Source organism: Nocardioides sp. zg-1228 (assembly GCF_017086465.1).
GTDB lineage: Bacteria > Actinomycetota > Actinomycetes > Propionibacteriales > Nocardioidaceae > Nocardioides.
In genome coordinates this window covers 1,670,639-1,690,740 of record NZ_CP070961.1, presented here as the reverse complement: position 1 = coordinate 1,690,740, position 20,102 = coordinate 1,670,639, and the positions used below count along the sequence as shown (strand labels likewise).

The window sequence follows — 20,102 nt, the reverse complement described above, 5'->3', positions numbered from 1 at the left end:
GTCACCGGGGGTACTGCACCGGCATGGAGTTCACCACCATCAGAGGAGACCTCGGGGCGCCCCTCGAGGACGTCGCGCAGGAGGCCGTGGACGCCACGGCCGCGACGTACGCCCGCACGCCGGGAGTCGACGTGGCGGCGACGCTGCGCGAGCACCTGCGCGGGCGAGGCATCGACACCACCGACGCGACCGTCGAGCAGCTCGCCGAGGCGATCCGCGCCGGCCGCGAGGTGCGGCTCGGCCGGCACGACGGCTCGGTCGACCCGCACCCCTGACCGGGTCAGTCGACGACGAACGTCCCCTGGCCGGCGACACCCGGCTCGCCCACCGGGCGGGGGTCGCCGCCGGCGAGCGACACGGTCACGGCGCCGTCGGTCGAGTCGACCCGCACCGGCGGGGAGGCCTTGAGCTCGCGGCTCCCGCCGACGGCGAGGTTGCCCTTGAAGACCTGCTCCCCCGCGCCGTCGCGCACCACGACGCGCGCACCACCCGACGCGGCGGTGATGACGACAGCGACCGGCTCGGCCACGGGCGCGTTGCCCGCGCCCTGCGGGCCGCCCGAGCCGTTGAGCACCGGTGTCGTGCTGCGCAGCTCCGGCGGGGTGTCCATGACCAGGCGCGCGATCGACCAGGCCAGCACGAGGGCCATCACCACGGCGACGAGCACCGACCAGTTGGGTCCGCCGCGGGTGCCGCGGATCGAGCCGTGCGCGCCCGTGGCCAGCTCGGCCTCGAACACCCGGCGCGGGTTGATGGGCGCGTGGGCATAGCGCTCGTCGTAGGACGCCAGCAGGGGCGCGACGTCGATGCCCAGCACGCGGGCGAGGGTGCGCAGGTGGCCGCGGGCGTAGAAGTCGCCGCCGCACGGCTCGAAGTCGTCGACCTCGACCGCCTCGATGACGTGGGGGCGGATCCGGGTGCGCTCGGCCAGCTGGTCGACCGTGAGCCCCAGCCGGGTGCGCGCCGCCGCCAGCTCCGGGCCGATGACCGGGTCCTCGGCGGGCTCCACCTCGAAGTCGTCGAGCACCAACGGCTCGACCGGCTCACCGGGCCGCGCGATGGCCCGGACGCGGTCGCCCCACGACTGGGTCTCCTCCACCAGGCTCACCCGTCCCGGCCGGCGCAGCTCGCGTCCCTCGAGCTCGTCGTCCTCGGCCGTGACGATGTCGCGCCGCACCTCCGAGCGCCGGGCGGCACCGGTCTCGCGCAACGCCACCGGGGTGGGGCTCGCCACGACCGGCGACGCGACGTGCTCGGCAGGCTCGACCGGCTGGACGACCTCGGCGGGCTCGACGGCCTCGGCGGGCTCGACCACCTCGCCCTCCACGACCTCGTGCTCGGCGTGCTCGGCGGCGTCCGCCGACCCGGGGAGCTCCGCGTGCTCGGGCGCCTCGGGCTCGAGGACGACGATCTGGCTGCTGTCGCGGGCGACCCGGCCGAGCGCCTCGGCGAGGTCACCCGCGGTGCCCGTGACGTGGGTGGAGAGCCCGAGCGGCACGGCGAACGGCGCCCCGTGGAGCAGCCGCGACAGGCTGGTGTGGCGCCGGCCGGCGCGGGTCAGCTCGGCCTCGACCAGCTCGGGGTTGTGGGGCACGACGACGAGCCGGCCGTCGCGGAGCAGGCCGCGGCGCGGCGTGTGCTCGACGTGGTGCACCGCCGACCAGGGCAGGCCCCGCCAGGTGCGGCCCAGGCGGATCCGGATGCCCTGGGTGTCGGCGACGAGGAGCGGCGTGCGGGCGTCGACGAGGCCGGCGAGCCAGTAGGCGCCCAGCAGGCCCATCGCGACCACGAACGCCCAGTCGAGCGCCGAGCCGCTCTGCGTGGCGCGCGCCAGGTAGGCGATGGCGACCGCGGACGCGGTCAGTCCGACGCCCGCGGCGACGGCCGCGCTGCGGCGTACCTCCACCGCGTCCGGTGCGACCGCGAGCCCTCCGGGCTCACCGGTCGCGGCATGGTTGTCGTCCTCGTGCACTGCTGCCTGCATCGACGTGGCGCCCATCAGGCTCCCCCCTCCAACGTGGCGATCACGGAATCGATCTCGTCCGGCTTGACCAGGACGTCACGCGCCTTCGAGCCCTCGCTCGGCCCGACGACCCCGCGGCTCTCCAGGATGTCCATCAGCCGGCCGGCCTTGGCGAACCCGACGCGCAGCTTGCGCTGGAGCATCGAGGTGGAGCCGAACTGAGTGGAGACGACCAGCTCGATGGCCTGCACCACGAGCTCCATGTCGTCGCCGATGTCGTCGTCGAGCTCGCGCTTGGACTCCTTCGGCGCCGTCACGTCCTCGACGTAGGTCGGCTCGAGCTGGTCCTTGCAGTGCTTGACGACCTGGTGGATCTCGGCCTCGGTGACCCACGAGCCCTGGACGCGCACCGGCTTGGACGCGCCCATCGGCAGGAAGAGGCCGTCACCCTGACCGACGAGCTTCTCCGCACCCGGCTGGTCGAGGATGACCCGGCTGTCGCCGAGCGAGCTCGTCGCGAACGCGAGTCGCGAGGGGACGTTGGCCTTGATCAGGCCGGTCACCACGTCGACCGACGGGCGCTGCGTCGCGAGCACCAGGTGGATGCCGGCGGCGCGGGCGAGCTGGGTGATGCGCACGACCGAGTCCTCGACGTCGCGTGGCGAGACCATCATCAGGTCGGCGAGCTCGTCGACGATCACGAGCAGGTAGGGGTAGGGGGTGAGCGTGCGCTCGCTGCCCGCCGGCACCTCGACCTTGCCGGCGCGCACCGCCTTGTTGAAGTCGTCGATGTGGCGGAACCCGAAGTTGGCCAGGTCGTCGTAGCGCATGTCCATCTCGCGCACGACCCACGCCAGCGCCTCGGCGGCCTTCTTGGGGTTGGTAATGATCGGCGTGATCAGGTGCGGCACGCCCTCGTAGGCGTTGAGCTCCACCCGCTTGGGGTCGACCATGATCATCCGCACCTCGTCGGGCGTGGCCCGCATGAGGATCGAGGTGATCAGCGAGTTGATGAACGACGACTTTCCGGAGCCGGTGGCGCCGGCGACCAGCAGGTGCGGCATCTTCGCCATGTTGGCGACCACGAAGCCGCCCTCGACGTCCTTGCCGAGGCCGGCGACCATCGGGTGGTGGTCGGCGCGGGCCGTGCCGGAGCGCAGCACGTCGCCCAGCGACACGATCTCCTTGTCGACGTTCGGGATCTCGATGCCGATGGCCGACTTGCCGGGGATCGGGCTCAGGATGCGCACGTCGGCCGACGCCACGGCGTAGGCGATGTTCTTCGAGAGCGCGGTGACCTTCTCCACCTTGACCGCGGGGCCGAGCTCGACCTCGTAGCGGGTGACCGTCGGGCCACGGGTGTAGCCGGTGACTGTGGCGTCGATGCCGAACTCGTCCATCACCTGCATCAGCCGCTCGACGACCGCGTCGCTGGCCTTGGAGCGCGCCTTGTGCGGCGAGCCCGGCTTGAGCGCCGAGTTGTCGGGCAGCGAGTAGGTGATGTCGCCCGAGAGCGCGAGCTGCTCCACGCGGGCCGGGAGGGGCGTGTGGGGTGGCGGCTCGAGGGTGCCGGTGTCGTCCCTGCCGGCCCCCGCGACGGCCGGGGTGACCTCGGTGGGCGCGTCGCCCGAGAGGTCGGGGTCGGCGAACAGGTCGATGCCGTAGTCCTCCATCGGCTCGGCGTCCTTCTTGCGCCGACGCTTGGAGAGCTCGCGGTCGGCGAGCACCGGGCTGTCGTAGGCGGGATCGCCCATGTCGGGGTCGACCCCGTCGTCGAGCGCGGAGCGCCGGCGCGCGCGCACCGGCTTGGTCGGCTCCTCCGACCCCGGCTCGGGGGCCGGGGTGCGGCCCAGGGCCCGGTCGCGCAGCGCGGCGAGCCTCGCCGGCACCTGGTAGACGGGGGTCGCGGTGATGATGAGGACCCCGAAGACGGCGAGCAGCGTCAGCAGCGGCACCACGACGTACGTCGTCTGCATGAGGTCGAGCAGCAGGCTCGAGGTGACGTAGCCGATCGCGCCCCCGGCCTCCTGGAGGTTGGTCGCGTCGCCGAGGACGGGCTGCGGGTTGCCGTTGGCGATGTGGACGATGCCGAGCAGGCCGAGCCCGAACGCGGTCCAGCCGATCACCTGGCGGCCCGCGGGGCCGTTGCGCTCGGGGTCGCGCAGGGTGCGCCAGCCGGCGTAGACCAGGAACAGCGGCACCAGCCAGCCGACCTTGCCGACCGCGCCGGCGGTCATCGAGCGGGCGACGTCCATGACGCCGCCGGGCAGCTGCCACCACACGGCGGCGGCCGCGACCATCGCGAGGCCGAAGAGGAAGAGCCCGACCCCGTCACGGCGGTGCTCGGGGTCGAGGTCGCGGGCCGACTGCCCGATCGAGCGCGCGACCGCACCGACGGCGTGGGCGGCGCCGAGCCACACGGCGGCGACCACGCGGCCGAGGGCGCCGAACGCCCTCGCCACCGGTCCCGACCCGTTGCGCACCGCGCGGGGCGCGGGCCGCGAGCCGGAGCCTCGTGCGGACGCGCTCGAGCGGCTCCGACCCTTCGCCGAGGAGCGAGGGGCGGGAGGCTTGCTGGTACTCCGTGATCGGGTGCTCGAACCCTTGGTGGTGCGCTTGGATCCAGACGTGCTCGAGCTCCGCGACCCCGGCGGGGAAGACGTACGGGTCGCCATGGTCCGACCCTACGGCCACGTCACACCAGTCACAGGGACCACAGAGGTGCGTGTCGTCCGCCCGGGCCGGGCGGAGCGGAGGACGGGCGGCCCCGGCGCAGGGGGGCGGGAATTGGTCACCAAGGGGTCTTCCTGACCGACCGGACGGGCGCTTATGGTGACCCCGATCACCCGGCCGACCGGTGCCGGGGGACGTCTCGTCTCAGGGAAGAAGAACTACGTGAAGCTCCTCAACAGGGGGCTTGCACTCGCCGTCGTGGGCGCCGGCCTGGCCGCCGTCCCCACGCTCGGAGTGCAGGCAACAGCGGCACCGAGTGCCGAACCTTCGCTGCTCTCGCAGCTGCGCGACCAGGCCGAGGGCTCGGTCGCCATCAGCAAGGAAGCCGCCACCGGCAAGGCCGGTTTCGTCCGCACCAACGGTGACCTGCTTCCCGGCAGGGCCGCCCGCGATGCGGCCGGTGCCAGCGCCAAGGCCGACGCCTACCTCGACGAGTTCGCCGGTGTGCTCGGCGCGCGCAGCAGCGAGCTCGAGCAGGTGCGGGTGGACGCCGGCCCGCTCGGCTGGACCGTCACCTACACCCAGGCCTACCAAGGCGTCCCGGTCTTCGGATCGACCCTCAAGGCCAACGTGGACAAGCAGGGCGACCTCACCTCGGTCACCGGCTATGCCGCGCCCGACCTGTCGCTGAGCACCACGCCGGCGACCACCGCCGGCGAGGCCGGCGAGGCCGCGGTCGCGATCGTCAAGGAGTTCCCGCCCACCTCCGCCGACTCCTCTGCCGCCGACACCACCGGCCTGCGCGCGGGCGACGCCGAGCTCGTCGTCTACCGCAAGGGCTCGGTCAAGGGCGAGGACGGCGACGCCGTGCTCGCCTGGCAGGTGGACGTGTCCAACGTGACCGCGAAGGGCGGGAGCGTCCACGACGTCCTGTTCCTCGACGCCACCAGCCTCAAGCCGGTCAACCGCTACTCGCGCATCCACGAGGCGCTCGACCGCGAGCTGCTGACCGTCACCGACGACGGCGGCACCCCTGACGAGGTCAGCGACGACGTGCGCGAGCGGGTGTGGCAGGAGGGCGACCCGTTCCCGGGCGCCCTCGACCAGGACCAGCAGAACCTGCTGATCTCGAGCGAGGAGACCTACAACCTCTACGCGAACATGTTCGGCCGCGACTCCTGGGACGGCGCCGGTGCTCGGATGATCACCGTGCACAACCGCTCGGACCGCTGCCCCAACGCCTCGTGGAACGGCACCTTCGCCAGCTACTGCCCCGGTGTCTACGACGACGACACCGTGGCGCACGAGTGGAGCCACGCCTACACCCAGGAGACCTCCGGGCTGATCTACCAGTGGCAGGCCGGTGCGCTCAACGAGTCGATGTCGGACGTGTTCGGCGAGGTCGTGGACCTGGTCAACAACCGTGAGGACGAGGGTGAGGGCGACCTCTCCGCCAAGCGTCCCGACGGACTGTGCTCCACGCACTCCCCCGCGCTCCCGCAGCTCACGATCAACTCGCCCTCGTCGATCGCGAAGGACTGCCTCACCGGCGGTGCGTCGTTCGGCAGGCCGCTGACGGGCGCGGGCATCAGCGGCGACGTCGCGGCCCCCACCGACGCGGTCGAGGCCGGCGGCGGCACCAACCTCGACGGCTGCTCGCCCTACGACCAGGACGTGACCGGCAAGGTCGTCCTCGTCAACCGCGGCCTGTGCTCCTTCGAGGAGAAGGCCGAGGTCGCCACCGCCGAGGGCGCAGCCGCGCTCATCATCGGCAACCGCGAGGAGGCGCCGCTGGGCATGTCGGGTGCCGACCAGACCCTCGTCAGCACCGTCTCGATCGGTCTCTCCGACCGCGAGTCCATCCGCACCGCCATCGCCTCCGGCGCGACGGTCAACGTCACCATGCGCGACGTGGGCGGCGACCGCTTCGACTCCTACCGCTGGCTGCTGAGCGAGAAGTCGTCGGCGTTCGGCGGTGCCATCCGCGACATGTGGAACCCGACCTGCCACGGCGACCCGGGCAAGGTGTCGGACGCCGAGTACAAGTGCGGCACCGACGACGCCGGCGGCGTGCACAGCAACTCCGGCGTCCCCAACCACGCGTTCGCCCTCGCGGTGGACGGTGGCGCCTACAACGGCCAGACCTCGACCGGTCTCGGTCTCGACAAGGCCGTCAACCTCTGGTGGCGTGCGCAGTCGGCCTACCTGACGCCGACGTCGGACTTCACCGACCTGGCCGACGGCCTCGAGGCGTCCTGCGCCGACCTGACCGGCAAGCCGATCAACAAGATCACCCTGGGTGCCGGCGACGTCCAGCCGGCGGCGCCGATCACGGCCGCCGACTGCGGCGAGCTCGCCAAGGTCATCTCGGCCACGGAGCTCCGCAAGGAGCCGGTGCAGTGCGACTTCCAGCCGCTGCTCGACCCGAGCGCGCCGTCGCTGTGCGGTGACGGCTTCGTCACCGACGTCGCCTGGAGCGAGGACTTCGAGGACGGCCTGGCCGGCTGGACCGCCGGCAAGGAGGTCGTCTACCCGGGCGGCCTCAACGAGCCGTGGGTCTCCACGTCGGTCGAGGGACACCCGGGCAAGGTCGCCTTCGGCCCCGCCCCGGACAAGGGCGAGTGCTCCGGCACGGCCGGCGACTTCTCCAGCCGCGACTCGATCTCCAGCCCGGTGGTCGAGGTCGGTGAGATGCTCCACCCCAAGCTGACCTTCGACCACTCGGTCTCGACCGAGCTCGGCTACGACGGCGGCAACCTCAAGGTGAGCATCAACGGCGGCGCGTTCGAGACGGTCCCGGCGGACGCGTACCTCTACAACGCACCGATCGAGCTCGCCGAGGCGGGCAACACCAACCCGCTGGCCGGGGAGCCGGGCTTCACCGGCACCGACGGTGGCACCCTCAAGTCGGGCTGGGGCACGTCCGTGGTCGACATGGACGCGCTCGGCCTGGTCTCCGGCGACACGATGCAGCTGCGCTTCGACATCGGTCGCGACGGCTGCGGCGGCGTCATCGGCTGGTCGGTCGACAACGTCAAGCTGGTCGACTGCAAGCTGCCGACCAAGGTCGCCGTGGTGCGCAAGCCCGAGCCGAGCACGTTCGGCGAGGCCTCCACGGTGGACGTGACCGTGTCCCGCGACGGCAGCGTCGGCTCGGCCCCCACCGGCACCGTCAAGGTGACCGACGCCGCGGGCAAGGAGCTCGGCACCGCCGAGCTCGGCGCCAACGGCAAGGCCACCGTGGCCCTGCCGGCCGACCTCCCGATCGGCGCCAACGCGCTGACCGCGAGCTACCTCGGCAACCGTACGCAGGCGCCGTCGAAGGCGGCGTTCACCGCGACGGTCGTCGGCGCCTCCTCCACCAAGGCCCGGTCGAAGACCAAGGTCACGGTCAAGCCGAGCAGGCCGAAGGCCGGCACGAAGGTGACCTTCGTCGTCAAGGTCAAGGCCGACGTCAAGGTCACCGGCAAGGTCACGGTCAAGATCGGCGGCAAGAAGTACAAGGCCACGGTCAAGAAGGGCAAGGCCACGGTGTCGATCGCCAAGGGCCTGAAGGCCGGAAAGTACAAGGCGAAGGCGACCTACCTCGGGTCCGACACCGTCAAGCGCAGCACCGACACGGTGAAGTTCACCGTCAGGCGCTGACCGGCACCCAGCAGCACCCAGCACCATCACCGGAGGCCCCGGCGGAGCAGTCCGTCGGGGCCTTCGGCCTGCCTCAGGTCGCGTCGAGGCCGCTCAGCCAGGGCAGGACCACCTGCAGCGTGGGCGCGGCCAGGATCAGCACGGCGAGCAGCGAGACGGCTGCGGCCTGCACCCGGCGCGGACGCGGGTCGCGCAGCACCTCGACCCGGGCCGCGATCGAGCCGCCCGACCCGAGGGCGCCGGCAGGGGCGGGCGTGCCGGCCAGCGTCAGCAGGGCCGAGAGCAGGGCCCGTCGGTGGCCGTCCTGGCACGCTGCCCGGTCGGCGAGCACCTCGACCAGCACCTCCACCTCGTCGCGGGCGGCCGCACTGGCGACCCAGCGCGGGAACGCGCGGTGCAGCACCGTGAACGCCTCGAGCGCCAGGTCGTGGCGTGAGCGCAGGTGGGAGCGCTCGTGCTCGAGGACGGCGGCGAGCTCGGCGGGGGCGAGCCGGGTCAGGGTGGAGTGCGACACCACGATGCGCGAGCCACTCATGCCGGGCACGCAGTAGGCCACCGGCAGTGGGTGCTCGAGCACCGACAGCTCACCGTCACGACGGGCGACCAGGTCGACCCGGTCGCGGTGCTCGCGCCGGATCCGCCGCAAGGAGGTGCCGGTGCGGTGGCCGCTCAGCAGCAGCCTCGCCAGCACCACGAGGGTCATGCCGAGCGCGAGCGCCGCCACGGCGACGTCGCTCCTCGAGGCTCCGGGCCCCCACAGGCAGGCGGTCACCAGGGACAACCCGACACCGAGGGCAGCCAGGACGGCAGCCAGCGCCGTGCTCTGCCACAGCAGCATCGCCGCGGCCGGCGTCCGCCGCAGACGGGTCCAGCGCGACAGGGCCCACGGCAGCGGCCCGGCCAGCAGCACGGCGAGCACGCCGAGGACGAGGGGGGTCGGCATCGACAGGCCCGGTCAGCCGATCTCGTGGAGGGCGCGACGCAGCGCGGCGAGGTCCTCGGGGCTGGCCTCGCCGACGAACGAGACGAGGGCCTGCTCGCGGTCGCGGCCGGTCTCGGGGAGCGCCTCGTGCATCAGCTCGGCCGTCATCGCGGCGCGGGTGAGCCGCGGGGAGTAGCGGAACGCACGACCGTCGCGACGGCGTACGACGACGTCCTTGCGCGCGAGCCGGTCGAGGACGGTCATCACGGTCGTGTAGGCGAGCTCGCGGTCGCGGTGGCTGGTGAGGCGCTCGTGCACCTCGCGCCCGCTCGCGCCCGGAGCGTCCCGGCCGGAGGTGGCGTCGAGGTCCCAGAGCACCTCGAGGACGGCCTGCTCGAGCTCTCCCATCCGGGGGGACCTTGGACTCATGGACAGGAGTCTAGGGGCCCTGTCGGCCCACCTACGACTGACCGTAGTATCTACTACGCTCTGTAGTAATCTTGCGCCGAAAGGGTGCCCATGGACGTCCTCGACATCGCCCGGTGGCAGTTCGGGATCATCACCGTCTACCACTTCCTCTTCGTCCCGTTGACGATCGGGCTCACCGCCGTCATCGCCGGCCTGGAGACCGCCTGGGTGCGCACCGGCAAGGAGGAGTACCTCCGCCTGACCAAGTTCTTCGGCAAGCTCTTCCTGATCAACTTCGCGATCGGCGTCGTCACCGGCATCGTGCAGGAGTTCCAGTTCGGGATGAACTGGTCGGACTACTCACGCTTCGTCGGAGACATCTTCGGCGCCCCGCTGGCCGTGGAGGGCCTGCTGGCCTTCTTCCTCGAGTCGACGTTCCTGGGCCTGTGGATCTTCGGGTGGGACAAGCTCCCCCGCGGCCTGCACGCCGCGTGCATGTGGCTGGTGCACCTCGGCACGCTCGCGTCGGCGTGGTTCATCCTCGCCGCCAACTCGTGGATGCAGCACCCGGTCGGCTACCGGTTCAACCCCGACTCCGGGCGGGCCGAGCTCATCGACTTCTGGGCCGTGATGTTCAACAAGGTCCAGGTCATCACGTTCCCGCACGTGATCCTCGCGGCCTACATGACCGCCGGCACCTTCGTGCTCGGCGTGGCGGCCTACCTCTACATGAAGAAGCGCCACGAGGCCGACCGGCCGATGTACTACGGGGCGATCCGGCTCGGTGCGGCCATCACCCTGCTCGCCGGGCTCGGCGTCGCGATCACCGGCGACGTGCAGGGCAAGGTGATGACCGAGGTCCAGCCGATGAAGATGGCGGCGGCCGAGGGCCTCTACGAGACGAGCGACCGCTGCGCGCCGTTCTCCATCTTCACCGTCGGCACCCCCGACGGGAAGGAGGAGAAGTTCGCCATCACCGTCCCGTGCGTGCTCTCCTTCCTCGCCACCGGCTCCATCGACGGCAAGGTCCAGGGCATCGACCCGCTGAGCGAGGAGTACGTCGAGAAGTACGGCTCCGACCCGACGTCCAAGGCCTACACCGACGGCGACTACACCCCGGTCATCCCGGTGACCTACTGGTCGTTCCGGTTCATGATGGGCCTCGGCGTCTTCGCGGCGGCCGGTGCCGCGCTGATCCTGTGGATGACCCGCAAGGGCCGCCAGCCCCAGGTCCGATGGCTCGGCGCGCTCGGCATCAGCCTGCCCATCGCGACGACGCTGGCCTCGTCCTGGGGGTGGATCTTCACCGAGATGGGTCGCCAGCCCTGGGTCGTGTTCGGGCTGATGACCACCGAGTCCGGGGTGTCGCCGGGAGTCTCGGTCTTCGAGGCGGCGACGTCGCTCATCGTGCTGACGGCGATCTACGCCGTGCTCGCGGTGATCGAGGTCAAGCTGCTCATCACCTACGTGAACAAGGGCGCCGACCCCTACGAGGAGCCGCCCCGCGTCCCGGTCGGCGGCGGCTCCGACGAGGACGCCCCGCTCACCTTCGCCTACTGACCTGCCGACCCTGTTGCCCCGGAGAGAGACACCATGGAACTGACCACCGTCTGGTTCGCCCTGATCGCCGTGTTGTGGGTCGGCTACTTCTGCCTGGAGGGCTTCGACTTCGGCGTCGGCATGCTCCTGCCGGTGCTGGCCCGCGACGAGACCGAGCGCCGCGTCATGATCAACACCATCGGCCCGGTGTGGGACGGCAACGAGGTGTGGGTGCTGGTCGCAGGCGGCGCCACCTTCGCGGCCTTCCCCGAGTGGTACGCGACGCTGTTCAGCGGGTTCTACCTCCCGCTGCTGCTGATCCTCGTCGCGCTGATCGTGCGCGGCGTCTCCTTCGAGTACCGCCACAAGCGGGAGGAGATCGCGTGGAAGGGGCGCTGGGACCAGGCGATCATCTGGGGGTCGTTCGTGCCCGCCGTGCTCTGGGGCGTCGCGTTCGCCAACATCGTCGCGGGCGTGCCGATCGACGCCGACAAGGAGTTCACCGGCAGCATGCTCACGCTGCTCAACCCCTACGGGCTGCTCGGCGGCCTGGTCACGCTGACGCTCTTCGCCACGCACGGCGCCCTGTTCGTCGCCCTCAAGACCGACGGCGACATCCGCCACCGCGCCCGCGACCTCGCCCTGCGGATCGGCGTGCTCGCCGCTGTGCTCGCCGTGGTGTTCCTGGTCTGGACCCAGCTCAAGACCGGCGACACCCTGAGCGCGATCGCCTTCGCGGGCGCCGCCCTCGCCCTCATCGGCGGGCTCGTCTCGGCCGCCGCGGGCCGGGAGGGCTGGGCCTTCACCGGCACCTTCGTCACCATCGCGCTGGCGGTCGGCGGGCTGTTCCTGGCGCTGTTCCCCGACGTGATGCCCTCGACGACCGACCCCGCCTTCTCGCTCACCACCACCAACGCGGCCGCGACGGCCTACACGCTGAAGGTGATGACGTGGGTCGCGGTGATCTTCACCCCGATCGTCCTGGGCTACCAGGCCTGGACCTACTGGGTGTTCCGCCGGCGGATCTCCACGCACCACATCCCCACCGCGGTCCTCGCGGAATCCCCCCAGTGAAGCCGCTCGACCCGGCCGTCCTCACCCACCTCCGACCCGCTCGCGGCGCGCTGGCCGTCGTCGTCGCCGGCGGGATCGTGGGCGGCGTCGCCACGGTGGCGCAGGCGTTCGCCCTCGGGGCGCTCGTCGTCGCGGCCGTCTCGCCGCCCGACGGTGGGTGGCAGACCGCCGCCTTGGCGTTCGGTGCGGCCGTGCTGGTGCGCACGCTCGCGGCCTACGCCGGCCAGCGGGCGGCGGCGCGCGCCGGCGGCGAGGTGTCGGGCGCGCTGCGCCAGCGGCTGCTGGACGCCGCCCGCCGCACCGACGGCGTCGCCCCGGCCCGGCTCGTCGTCCTCGCCACGCGCGGGGTGGCGGGCGTCGAGCCCTACGTGACCCGCTACCTGCCGTCCCTGGTGCCGGCCGCCGTGCTGCCGGTCCTCACCCTCGCGGCGATCACCTGGCTCGACCCGCTGTCGGGCCTCGTCGTCGCCCTCACCCTCCCCCTCATCCCGGTCTTCGCGGTCCTCGTCGGGCTCACCACCCGCGACCGCGCCCGGACGCAGTGGCGCGCCCTCGAGGCGCTCTCGGGCCACTTCCTCGACGTGGTGCGCGGCCTGCCGACGCTCGTCGCGCACAACCGCGCGGAGGCGCAGGTCGCGACGATCCGCTCGGTCACCCACCGCTACCGCCGCGCCACGGTCGACACCCTCCGCCTCGCGTTCGCCTCCTCGTCGGTGCTCGAGCTCGTCGCGACGCTGTCCGTGGCGCTGGTGGCCGTGACCGTGGGCCTGCGGCTCGCCTCCGGGTCCGTCGGCTTCGAGGTCGCCCTCACCGTCCTGCTCCTCGCCCCCGAGGCCTACTGGCCGCTGCGCCGGGTCGGTGCCGAGTTCCACGCCGCCGCCGAGGGCACCGCCGCCCTGGCCGACGCCGACGCGCTCCTCGCCGAGGCCGCGGGCGACTCCCCCGCCGCCGCCGCGCGGCCCGACTCCCCGGCGCTGGCGACGAGGGGCCTCGAGATCGGCTACGCCGGCCCCCTCGCGGCACCCCTCACCGCGCCGCTCGACCTCGACCTCCCCCTCCGCGGGCTGGTCGCCGTCGCCGGTCCGTCCGGGTGCGGCAAGTCCACCCTCCTGGCCACCCTCCGCGGCGAGCTCGCCCCGCTCGCGGGCGACGTGCTCGTGGGCGGCACCGCGCTCGACCAGGTCGACCCGGCGTGGTGGCACGCGCAGGTCGCCTGGGCGCCGCAGCGGCCGTTCCTGCTCGCCGACACGATCACCGCCAACGTCCGGCTCGGCCGTCCCGGGGCGAGCGACGCGGAGGTCCGCGAGGCGCTGCGCAGCGTCGGGATGGACGACGTCGTGCGCGCCCTGCCCGACGGGCCGGCCACCGTGCTCGGCGAGGACGGAGCCGGGCTGTCCGCGGGCCAGCGGGCCCGCATCGGGCTCGCCCGCGTCGTGCTCGCCGATCGCCCGGTCGTGCTCCTCGACGAGCCCAGCGCCCACCTGGACGAGGAGACCGAGCAGGTGCTGCTCGACACCCTGGCCGTCCTCGCCCGCCGCAGCCTGGTCGTCGTGGTGGCCCACCGCCCGGCCGTGCTCGCCGCCGCCGACCGCGTCGTACGCCTGACCCCCTCCCCCGCCGCCGGGAGCGCCGAGCCCACCGGGGCCGTCGGGTCCCCCGAGGCTGCCGAGGCCGCCGCAGGCGCGCCCGCCGATCGCCCCGCGACCGCGCCCGTCGTGGTGGCCGCCGAGGACGACGACGCCCGACCCCGCTGGGGACTCCGGACCGCCACGGTGCTCGGCGCGCTGTCCACCGCCTCCGGCGTCGCGCTCACCGCCACCGCCGGCTGGCTGATCACCCGCGCCAGCGAGCAGCCGCCCGTGCTCTACCTCATGGTCGCGATCGTCGGCGTGCGCCTCTTCGGCCTCGCCCGGCCCGTGCTGCGGCACGCCGAGCGCGTGCTGAGCCACGACGTGGTGCTGCGCGAGCTGGCCGAGCGGCGGGCCGCCGTCTTCGCCGACCTGGTGCCCCTCGTTCCCGGTCGCCTCGGGCCACGCCGTGGCGACCTGCTCACCCAGGTCGTTGACGACGTCGACGCGCTGCTCGACGACCGCCTGCGGGTCCGCCAGCCGGTCGTGACCGCCGTGCTGGTCGGCGTGGCGGCGGCCTGCCTCGCGGCACTCGTGTCCCCCGTCGCCGGCGCCGTCGTGCTGGCGGTCGCGGCCACGGGCGGCCTCGCCTTCGTGCTCGCGCGGCGCGGCACCGCGGCGGCCGAGCCGCAGGTGGTGGCCCACCGGGCGCTGCTGGGCACCCGGGTCGAGGAGCTCGTCCACGGCGTGCGCGAGCTCGAGCAGTGGGGCGCGACCCAGCGTGCGCTGGACTCCGTGCGGGCGGAGTCGGACGCGCTCTCGCGCGCCCTGCGACGCTCGGCGCGCGCCGTCGCGGCCGGCACCGCCCTGACCACCGTCGCGGCGGGTGCCGGCGTCGTCGCGGTCGCGGCGCTCGTCGACCCGTCGAGCACCACCCCGGCCCGCCTGGCCCTGCTGCTCCTGGTGCCGCTGGCCCTGGCCGACGCCACCGGGACCCTCGCCGACGCCGGCGCGCTGGCGGTCCGCGCCCGCGCCGCGCGCGAGCGCCTCGACCGGCTCGCCCAGACTCCCCCCGCGGTCACCGACCCCGACGTGCCCGCCGCGATGCCCGAGGCGTACGACGTCGCGATGCACCACGCCGAGCTCGGCTGGACCGAGCGGCCGGCGCTGGCGCTGGAGCACCTCGCGCTGCGTCCCGGTGAGCACCTCGGCGTCACGGGGCCGTCCGGCTCGGGCAAGTCGACGCTCGCCGCCACGCTGGTCCGCTTCATCGACCCCCTCGCGGGAGAGGTCATGCTCGGCGGCACCGACCTGCGGCGGCTCGCGCTCCACGACGTACGCCGGCGCGTGGGGCTCGTCGACGACGACCCGCACGTCTTCGCCTCCACCGTCGCCGAGAACGTCCGGCTCGCGCGCCCCGGGGCCGACGACGACGCGGTCCGCGCCGCGCTCGACCGCGCGTCGCTCGGCCCCTGGGTCGACGCGCTCCCGGCCGGCATCCACACCCACGTCGGCGACGGCCGGCGCGAGGTGTCCGGCGGCGAGAGGGCGCGACTGGCGCTGGCCCGCTCCCTGCTGGCGGATCCGCCCGTCCTGGTCCTCGACGAGCCGACCGCCCACCTCGACGGCCCGACCGCTCGCGCCGTCGCCGACGAGATGCTCGGCTCCGCCGCGCGCGCGGGCCGCTCGATCGTGTGGATCACCCACGGCACCGTGGGCCTCGACGCGATGGACCGGGTGGTCCACCTGGAGCCGGGGGCGGCGCCCTCGGTCAGTGGGCGTGCTCTCGCGAGGAGCGCAACGGCAGGGTGAAGCGGAAGGTGCTCCCCCGGTCGAGCTCGGAGGACACCGACAGCGTGCCGCCGTGCGACTCCGCGATGCGCTGCGCGATCGGCAGCCCCAGCCCGGTGCCCGGCACCGACAGTGCGTTGGGGTTGGTGGAGCGGTGGAACGCTGAGAACACGCTCTGCTGATCGGCCGGGGAGATGCCGATGCCGGTGTCGGTGACCTCGACGCTCACCTCGTCGTCGCCCACCGACATGGCCACGGTCACCGCGCCGTCCTCGGGGGTGTACTTCACGGCGTTGTCGACCATGTTGTCGATGACCCGGGCGAGCTCCTCGGGATCGCCGAACACCACCACGGACCCCAGGGCGGGGCGGTCGAAGCGCAGCCTCACCCCGGCCTGGTTGGCCCGGATGCTCAGCAGGTCGACGCTGGCCTCGCACAGCTCGGCGAGGTCGACCGCACGCCGCACGGTCTCGCGCCGGCCCTGGATGCGGGAGTAGTGGAGCAGGTTGGCGACGAGGTTGTTGAGCCGGCCGGCGTTGCGGATGATCGCGTCGATCGACGCCAGCTCGGGATGCCGGTCGGCGATCAGCTCGGCGTGGCCGAGGATCGCGGTCAGCGGCGTCTTGAGCTCGTGGGAGATGGTCGCGATCAGCTCGCTGCGGTAGCGGGCCAGCTCGCGGAGCTCCTGCACGAGGCGCTGCTCGGTCTCCAGGACGCGGGACGCGCGCACGGTCTGCGCGACGAGCCTCCCCACCTCGAGCACCGCGTCGGCCTCGGCCGGGGTGACCGGGCGCGCCCGTCCACCGAAGCCGAGCACGAGGTAGCCGACGAGGTCGTCCTGGGAGACCAGCGGGCACACCAGCACCCGGTCGACCCGCAGGCCTCGCATCAGTCGTTGCAGGCCGGCCGCGCTCCGCGGCAGCTCCTCCGGCGTCTCGTCGTCGACCCCGAGCTCGAGGAGCACGAGCCGGTCCGCGAGGCGGGTGAGGTCCTCGCGGAGCCCGGGCACGTCCTGCTCGGGGGTGAAGGCGTGCGGGGCGCCGACGCCGAGCTCGCTGCCCTGGGCATCGCTGGGGAAGGTGCGCACCACCGTCTGCACGGTGCCGAGCGACTCGGCGACGGCCACCACGGCCGCCCCGAGCGCCTGGGCGAGGTGCTGCGCGGTGGCGGCGCCCGCGACCGTGGTGAGCATGCGGTCGAGGCGTACGCGGTCGGTGAGCCGCTCCCGCTCCCGGGCGTTGGAGAGCGCCACGCCGGCCTGCACCGCGAACATCTCCAGCAGCTCGCGGTCGGCCTCGTCGGGCACCCGTTCGTCGGCCGGCAGGTCGACGGCCATGTTGCCCAGCAGCTCCCCGCCCGCCGAGTAGAGCGGGGCGTAGAGCGCGTGCTCGGGGTGCCACGCCTGCGGGTCGGGGACGGGGTCGAGCTCGGGGATCCACGCCGCCTGCAGGCGCTCGGGCGACATCCGTCCGGCCGGGACGAAGCGGAGGATGCCCCACTTGTCGGCCTCGCGGAACTCGTCGAGGATCTGCTCGGCCGGGGTGCGGCGGTGCAGGATCTGCGCGACCACCTCGGGCGGTCCGGCGACGTGGGTCATCACGAGCGCGTCTCCCTCGAGCCGGGCGATCGCCGCGACGCCGTAGCCCAGCACGTCGACGACGCCGTGCGCGATCTCCTCGAGGATCACCTCGGTGTCGGTGGAGGAGTTGACCCGCCGCATCAGCTCGGCCAGCCGGCTGAGCGCGCCCTGGTTGCGCGGCATCCCCACCTCCCCTCGACGCCGACCGGCGCCCTGGTCCCTGTGCTGCCGGTCCCGCCCGGGGTCCTGCGTCGATGCTAGGGCCCGTCAGGCCTCGATCACCACAGGGATGATCATCGGACGACGCCGGTGCGCGCGGTTGACCCACCGGCCGACCACGCGGCGCACGGTCTGCTGGAGCTGGTAGCTGTCGTTGGTCCCCTCGGCGACGGCGGCGTCGATGGCGTCGATGATCGGCTGGCGGATGTCCTGGAGCGTCGCCTCGTCCTCGGCGAAGCCGCGGGCGTGGATCTCGGGCCCGGAGACGACCTTGCCCGTCACCGAGTCGACGACGACGATGACCGACAGGAAGCCCTCCTCGCCGAGGATCCGGCGGTCCTTCATCGAGGCCTCGGACACGTCGCCGATCGTGGTGCCGTCGACGAACACGTAGCCGACGTCGACCTTGCCGACGATGCGCGCCACCCCGTCGATGAGGTCGACGACGACCCCGTCCTCGGCCAGCACGACGTTCTCGACGCCCGTGGCGCGCGCGAGGTCGGCGTTGGCCCGCATGTGGCGGAACTCGCCGTGCACCGGCAGCACGTTGCGCGGCTTGACGATGTTGTAGCAGTAGAGGAGCTCGCCGGCGCTCGCGTGACCCGACACGTGCACCAGCGCGTTGCCCTTGTGCACGACGTTGGCGCCCAGGCGCGAGAGCCCGTTGATCACCCGGTAGACGGCGTTCTCGTTGCCGGGGATCAGGGAGCTGGCCAGGATGACGGTGTCGCCCTCCTCGAGGTGGACGAAGCTGTGGCTGCGCTGGGCGATCCGGCTCAGGGCCGACAGCGGCTCGCCCTGCGAGCCGGTGGAGACCAGCACCTGCTTCTCCGGCGGCAGGTCGGCGAGCTCCTTGGCGTCGACCATCACGCCGGGCGGGACGTTGAGGTAGCCGAGCTCCTGGGCGATGGCCATGTTGCGCACCATCGAGCGGCCGACGTAGCCGACCTTGCGACCGTGCGCCACGGCGGCGTCCAGCACCTGCTGAACGCGGTGCACGTGGGAGGCGAAGCAGGCGACGATGATCCGCTGGTCGCTCTTGGCGAAGACCCGCTCCAGGACCGGCGAGATGTCCTTCTCCGAGGTGGTGAAGCCCGGCACCTCGGCGTTGGTGGAGTCGGTGAGGAAGAGGTCGACGCCCTCGTCGCCGAGGCGGGCGAACTCGTTGAGGTCGGTGATCCGGCCGTCGAGCGGGAGCTGGTCCATCTTGAAGTCGCCGGTGTGCAGCACGACGCCGGCACCGGTGCGGATGACGACCGCGAGCGCGTCGGGGATCGAGTGGTTGACCGCGACGAACTCGAGCACGAACGGGCCGAACGTGATCGTCTGGCCCTCGGCCACCTCGTAGTGCACCGTCTCCTTGAGCCGGTGCTCGCGCAGCTTGGAGCCGAGCAGCGCCAGGGTCAGCTTGGAGCCGACGAGCGGGATGTCGCCCCGCTCGCGCAGCAGGTAGGGGGTCGCGCCGATGTGGTCCTCGTGACCGTGGGTGAGCACCAGCGCCTCGACGGCGTCGAGGCGGTCGCGGATGGGCGCGAAGTCGGGGAGGATCAGGTCGACGCCGGGGTGGTGGTCCTCGGGGAACAGCACGCCGCAGTCGACCAGCAGCAGCCGGCCGTCGTACTCGAACGCGGTCATGTTGCGGCCCACCTCGCCCAGTCCGCCGAGAGGGATGACCCGGAGGCCTCCTGCCGGCAGTGGGGCGGGCGCGCTCAGGTCGGGGTGGGGATGGCTCAAGGGATTCCTCGTGTTGGTGTGGTCGATCAGATCAGGCCGGCGGCTGCCAGGCCGGTGCGCAGCGCAGCGACCTCGTCCTCGTCGAGTGCGACGAGCGGGCCGCGGACGCGGCGGTTGTCCAGCACCCCGAGCAGCTCGAGGGCTGCCTTCGCGGTGGTGGCTCCGTAGTTGGGGACGCCCATGACGGCCGCGAAGGCCGGCACGAGCGCCGTGTGGATGCGCAGGGCCTCGGCGTGGTCGCCGCGGACCCAGGCGTCGATCATCGACGCCAGCTGGTCGCCCGCCGCGTGGCCGACGACCGAGACCAGGCCGACGCCGCCGTAGGCGAGGTAGCCCAGCGTGGCGACGTCGTCGCCGGAGTAGACGGAGTAGCCCATCTCGGTCAGCTGCGCGGCGCGGGGCAGCAGGCCGGAGGCGTCCTTGACCGAGGCGACGTGGTCGTAGCGCCGCATCGCCTCGTAGGTGTCGAGCTCGATGAGGCTCGCGGTGCGACCGGGCACGTCGTAGAGCATGACGGGCAGGTCGGTCGCCTCGGCCACGGCGGAGAAGTGGTGGCGCAGGCCGACCTGGCCGGGCTTGTTGTAGTAGGGGCTGACCAGCAGCACCCCGTCGACGCCGATCTTCTCGGCCTGGCGCGCCAGCTCGACCGAGTGGGCGGTGGAGTTGGTGCCCACGCCGGCCACCACCGTCGCGCGGTCGCCGACCGCGTCCTGGACGGCTCGCAGGATCTCGCCGTCCTCGGCCACCGACGTCGTCGGGCTCTCGCCCGTCGTGCCACTGACGACCACGCCGTCGTTGCCGTGGGCGACGAGGTGGGCGGCGATGCGCCCGGTGCCCTCGAGATCGACGCTGCCGTCCTCGTGGAACGCGGTGGCCATCGCGGTGAGGAGGCGACCGAACGGGGCGTTGGAGCTCATGGTCGAAGGTTATCGCCCCACCTCCGCGCGAGTCGCGGCGCCGAGCCGCACACGGGTGTCGGCGGGTCGC

Annotated in this window: 12 protein-coding genes; 5 read left to right on the top strand and 7 right to left on the bottom strand. The window is 73.0% G+C overall.

Going from position 1 to position 20,102, the window contains the following annotated elements:
- Positions 1-23 precede the first annotated feature (23 nt).
- Positions 24-275: a hypothetical protein gene (locus JX575_RS08090; protein WP_186341936.1), complete on the top strand. Its 252-nt coding sequence runs from the start codon at positions 24-26 to the stop codon at positions 273-275.
- A gap of 5 nt (positions 276-280) precedes the next feature.
- On the opposite strand, the gene JX575_RS08085 is transcribed toward JX575_RS08090, so the two are convergent.
- A complete protein-coding gene (locus JX575_RS08085; protein WP_206054558.1) occupies positions 281-1,999 on the bottom strand; it encodes a helix-turn-helix domain-containing protein in 1,719 nt (572 codons plus the stop codon).
- On the bottom strand, positions 1,999-4,638 hold the full coding sequence (locus tag JX575_RS08080) for a DNA translocase FtsK (RefSeq protein WP_186341935.1): 2,640 nt from the start codon (positions 4,636-4,638) through the stop codon (positions 1,999-2,001). The genes JX575_RS08085 and JX575_RS08080 overlap by 1 nt, the downstream gene beginning before the upstream one ends.
- A gap of 220 nt (positions 4,639-4,858) precedes the next feature.
- Between JX575_RS08080 and JX575_RS08075 the strand changes: the two genes are divergently transcribed.
- Positions 4,859-8,281 (top strand): M4 family metallopeptidase, encoded by a 3,423-nt coding sequence (locus tag JX575_RS08075; RefSeq protein ID WP_186341934.1) that lies wholly within the window; start codon positions 4,859-4,861, stop codon positions 8,279-8,281.
- A gap of 73 nt (positions 8,282-8,354) precedes the next feature.
- On the opposite strand, the gene JX575_RS08070 is transcribed toward JX575_RS08075, so the two are convergent.
- On the bottom strand, positions 8,355-9,224 hold the full coding sequence (locus JX575_RS08070; RefSeq protein ID WP_186341933.1) for a M56 family metallopeptidase: 870 nt from the start codon (positions 9,222-9,224) through the stop codon (positions 8,355-8,357).
- A 12-nt stretch (positions 9,225-9,236) separates the two neighbouring features.
- Positions 9,237-9,632, bottom strand: coding sequence for a BlaI/MecI/CopY family transcriptional regulator (locus JX575_RS08065; RefSeq protein WP_186341932.1), 396 nt, complete (start codon positions 9,630-9,632; stop codon positions 9,237-9,239).
- A gap of 90 nt (positions 9,633-9,722) precedes the next feature.
- On the opposite strand from JX575_RS08065, the gene JX575_RS08060 reads away from it, so the two are divergent.
- The 3 genes from JX575_RS08060 to cydD are packed head-to-tail and all read left to right on the top strand — an operon-like array spanning position 9,723 to position 15,604.
- Complete coding sequence (locus JX575_RS08060; RefSeq protein WP_186341931.1) at positions 9,723-11,171, top strand: cytochrome ubiquinol oxidase subunit I; 1,449 nt, start codon at positions 9,723-9,725, stop codon at positions 11,169-11,171.
- A 33-nt stretch (positions 11,172-11,204) separates the two neighbouring features.
- The gene (cydB, locus tag JX575_RS08055; RefSeq protein WP_186341930.1) at positions 11,205-12,224 is read left to right on the top strand and encodes a cytochrome d ubiquinol oxidase subunit II; all 1,020 of its coding nucleotides are present in this window, start codon (positions 11,205-11,207) and stop codon (positions 12,222-12,224) included.
- Entirely contained in the window at positions 12,221-15,604 is a 3,384-nt protein-coding gene (cydD, locus tag JX575_RS19800; protein ID WP_186341929.1) for a thiol reductant ABC exporter subunit CydD, read from the top strand. The genes cydB and cydD overlap by 4 nt, the downstream gene beginning before the upstream one ends.
- Here the strand turns inward: cydD and JX575_RS08045 are convergent.
- The 3 genes from JX575_RS08045 to dapA form a co-directional block, all read right to left on the bottom strand.
- The gene (locus tag JX575_RS08045; RefSeq protein WP_186341928.1) at positions 15,564-17,345 is read right to left on the bottom strand and encodes an ATP-binding protein; all 1,782 of its coding nucleotides are present in this window, start codon (positions 17,343-17,345) and stop codon (positions 15,564-15,566) included. The two genes, cydD and JX575_RS08045, sit on opposite strands and share 41 nt — an antisense overlap.
- 84 nt (positions 17,346-17,429) lie before the next feature.
- Entirely contained in the window at positions 17,430-19,115 is a 1,686-nt protein-coding gene (locus JX575_RS08040) for a ribonuclease J (protein WP_186341927.1), read from the bottom strand.
- Between the two features lie 26 nt (positions 19,116-19,141).
- The gene (gene dapA, locus JX575_RS08035) at positions 19,142-20,032 is read right to left on the bottom strand and encodes a 4-hydroxy-tetrahydrodipicolinate synthase (protein WP_186341926.1); all 891 of its coding nucleotides are present in this window, start codon (positions 20,030-20,032) and stop codon (positions 19,142-19,144) included.
- Positions 20,033-20,102: the final 70 nt, after the last annotated feature.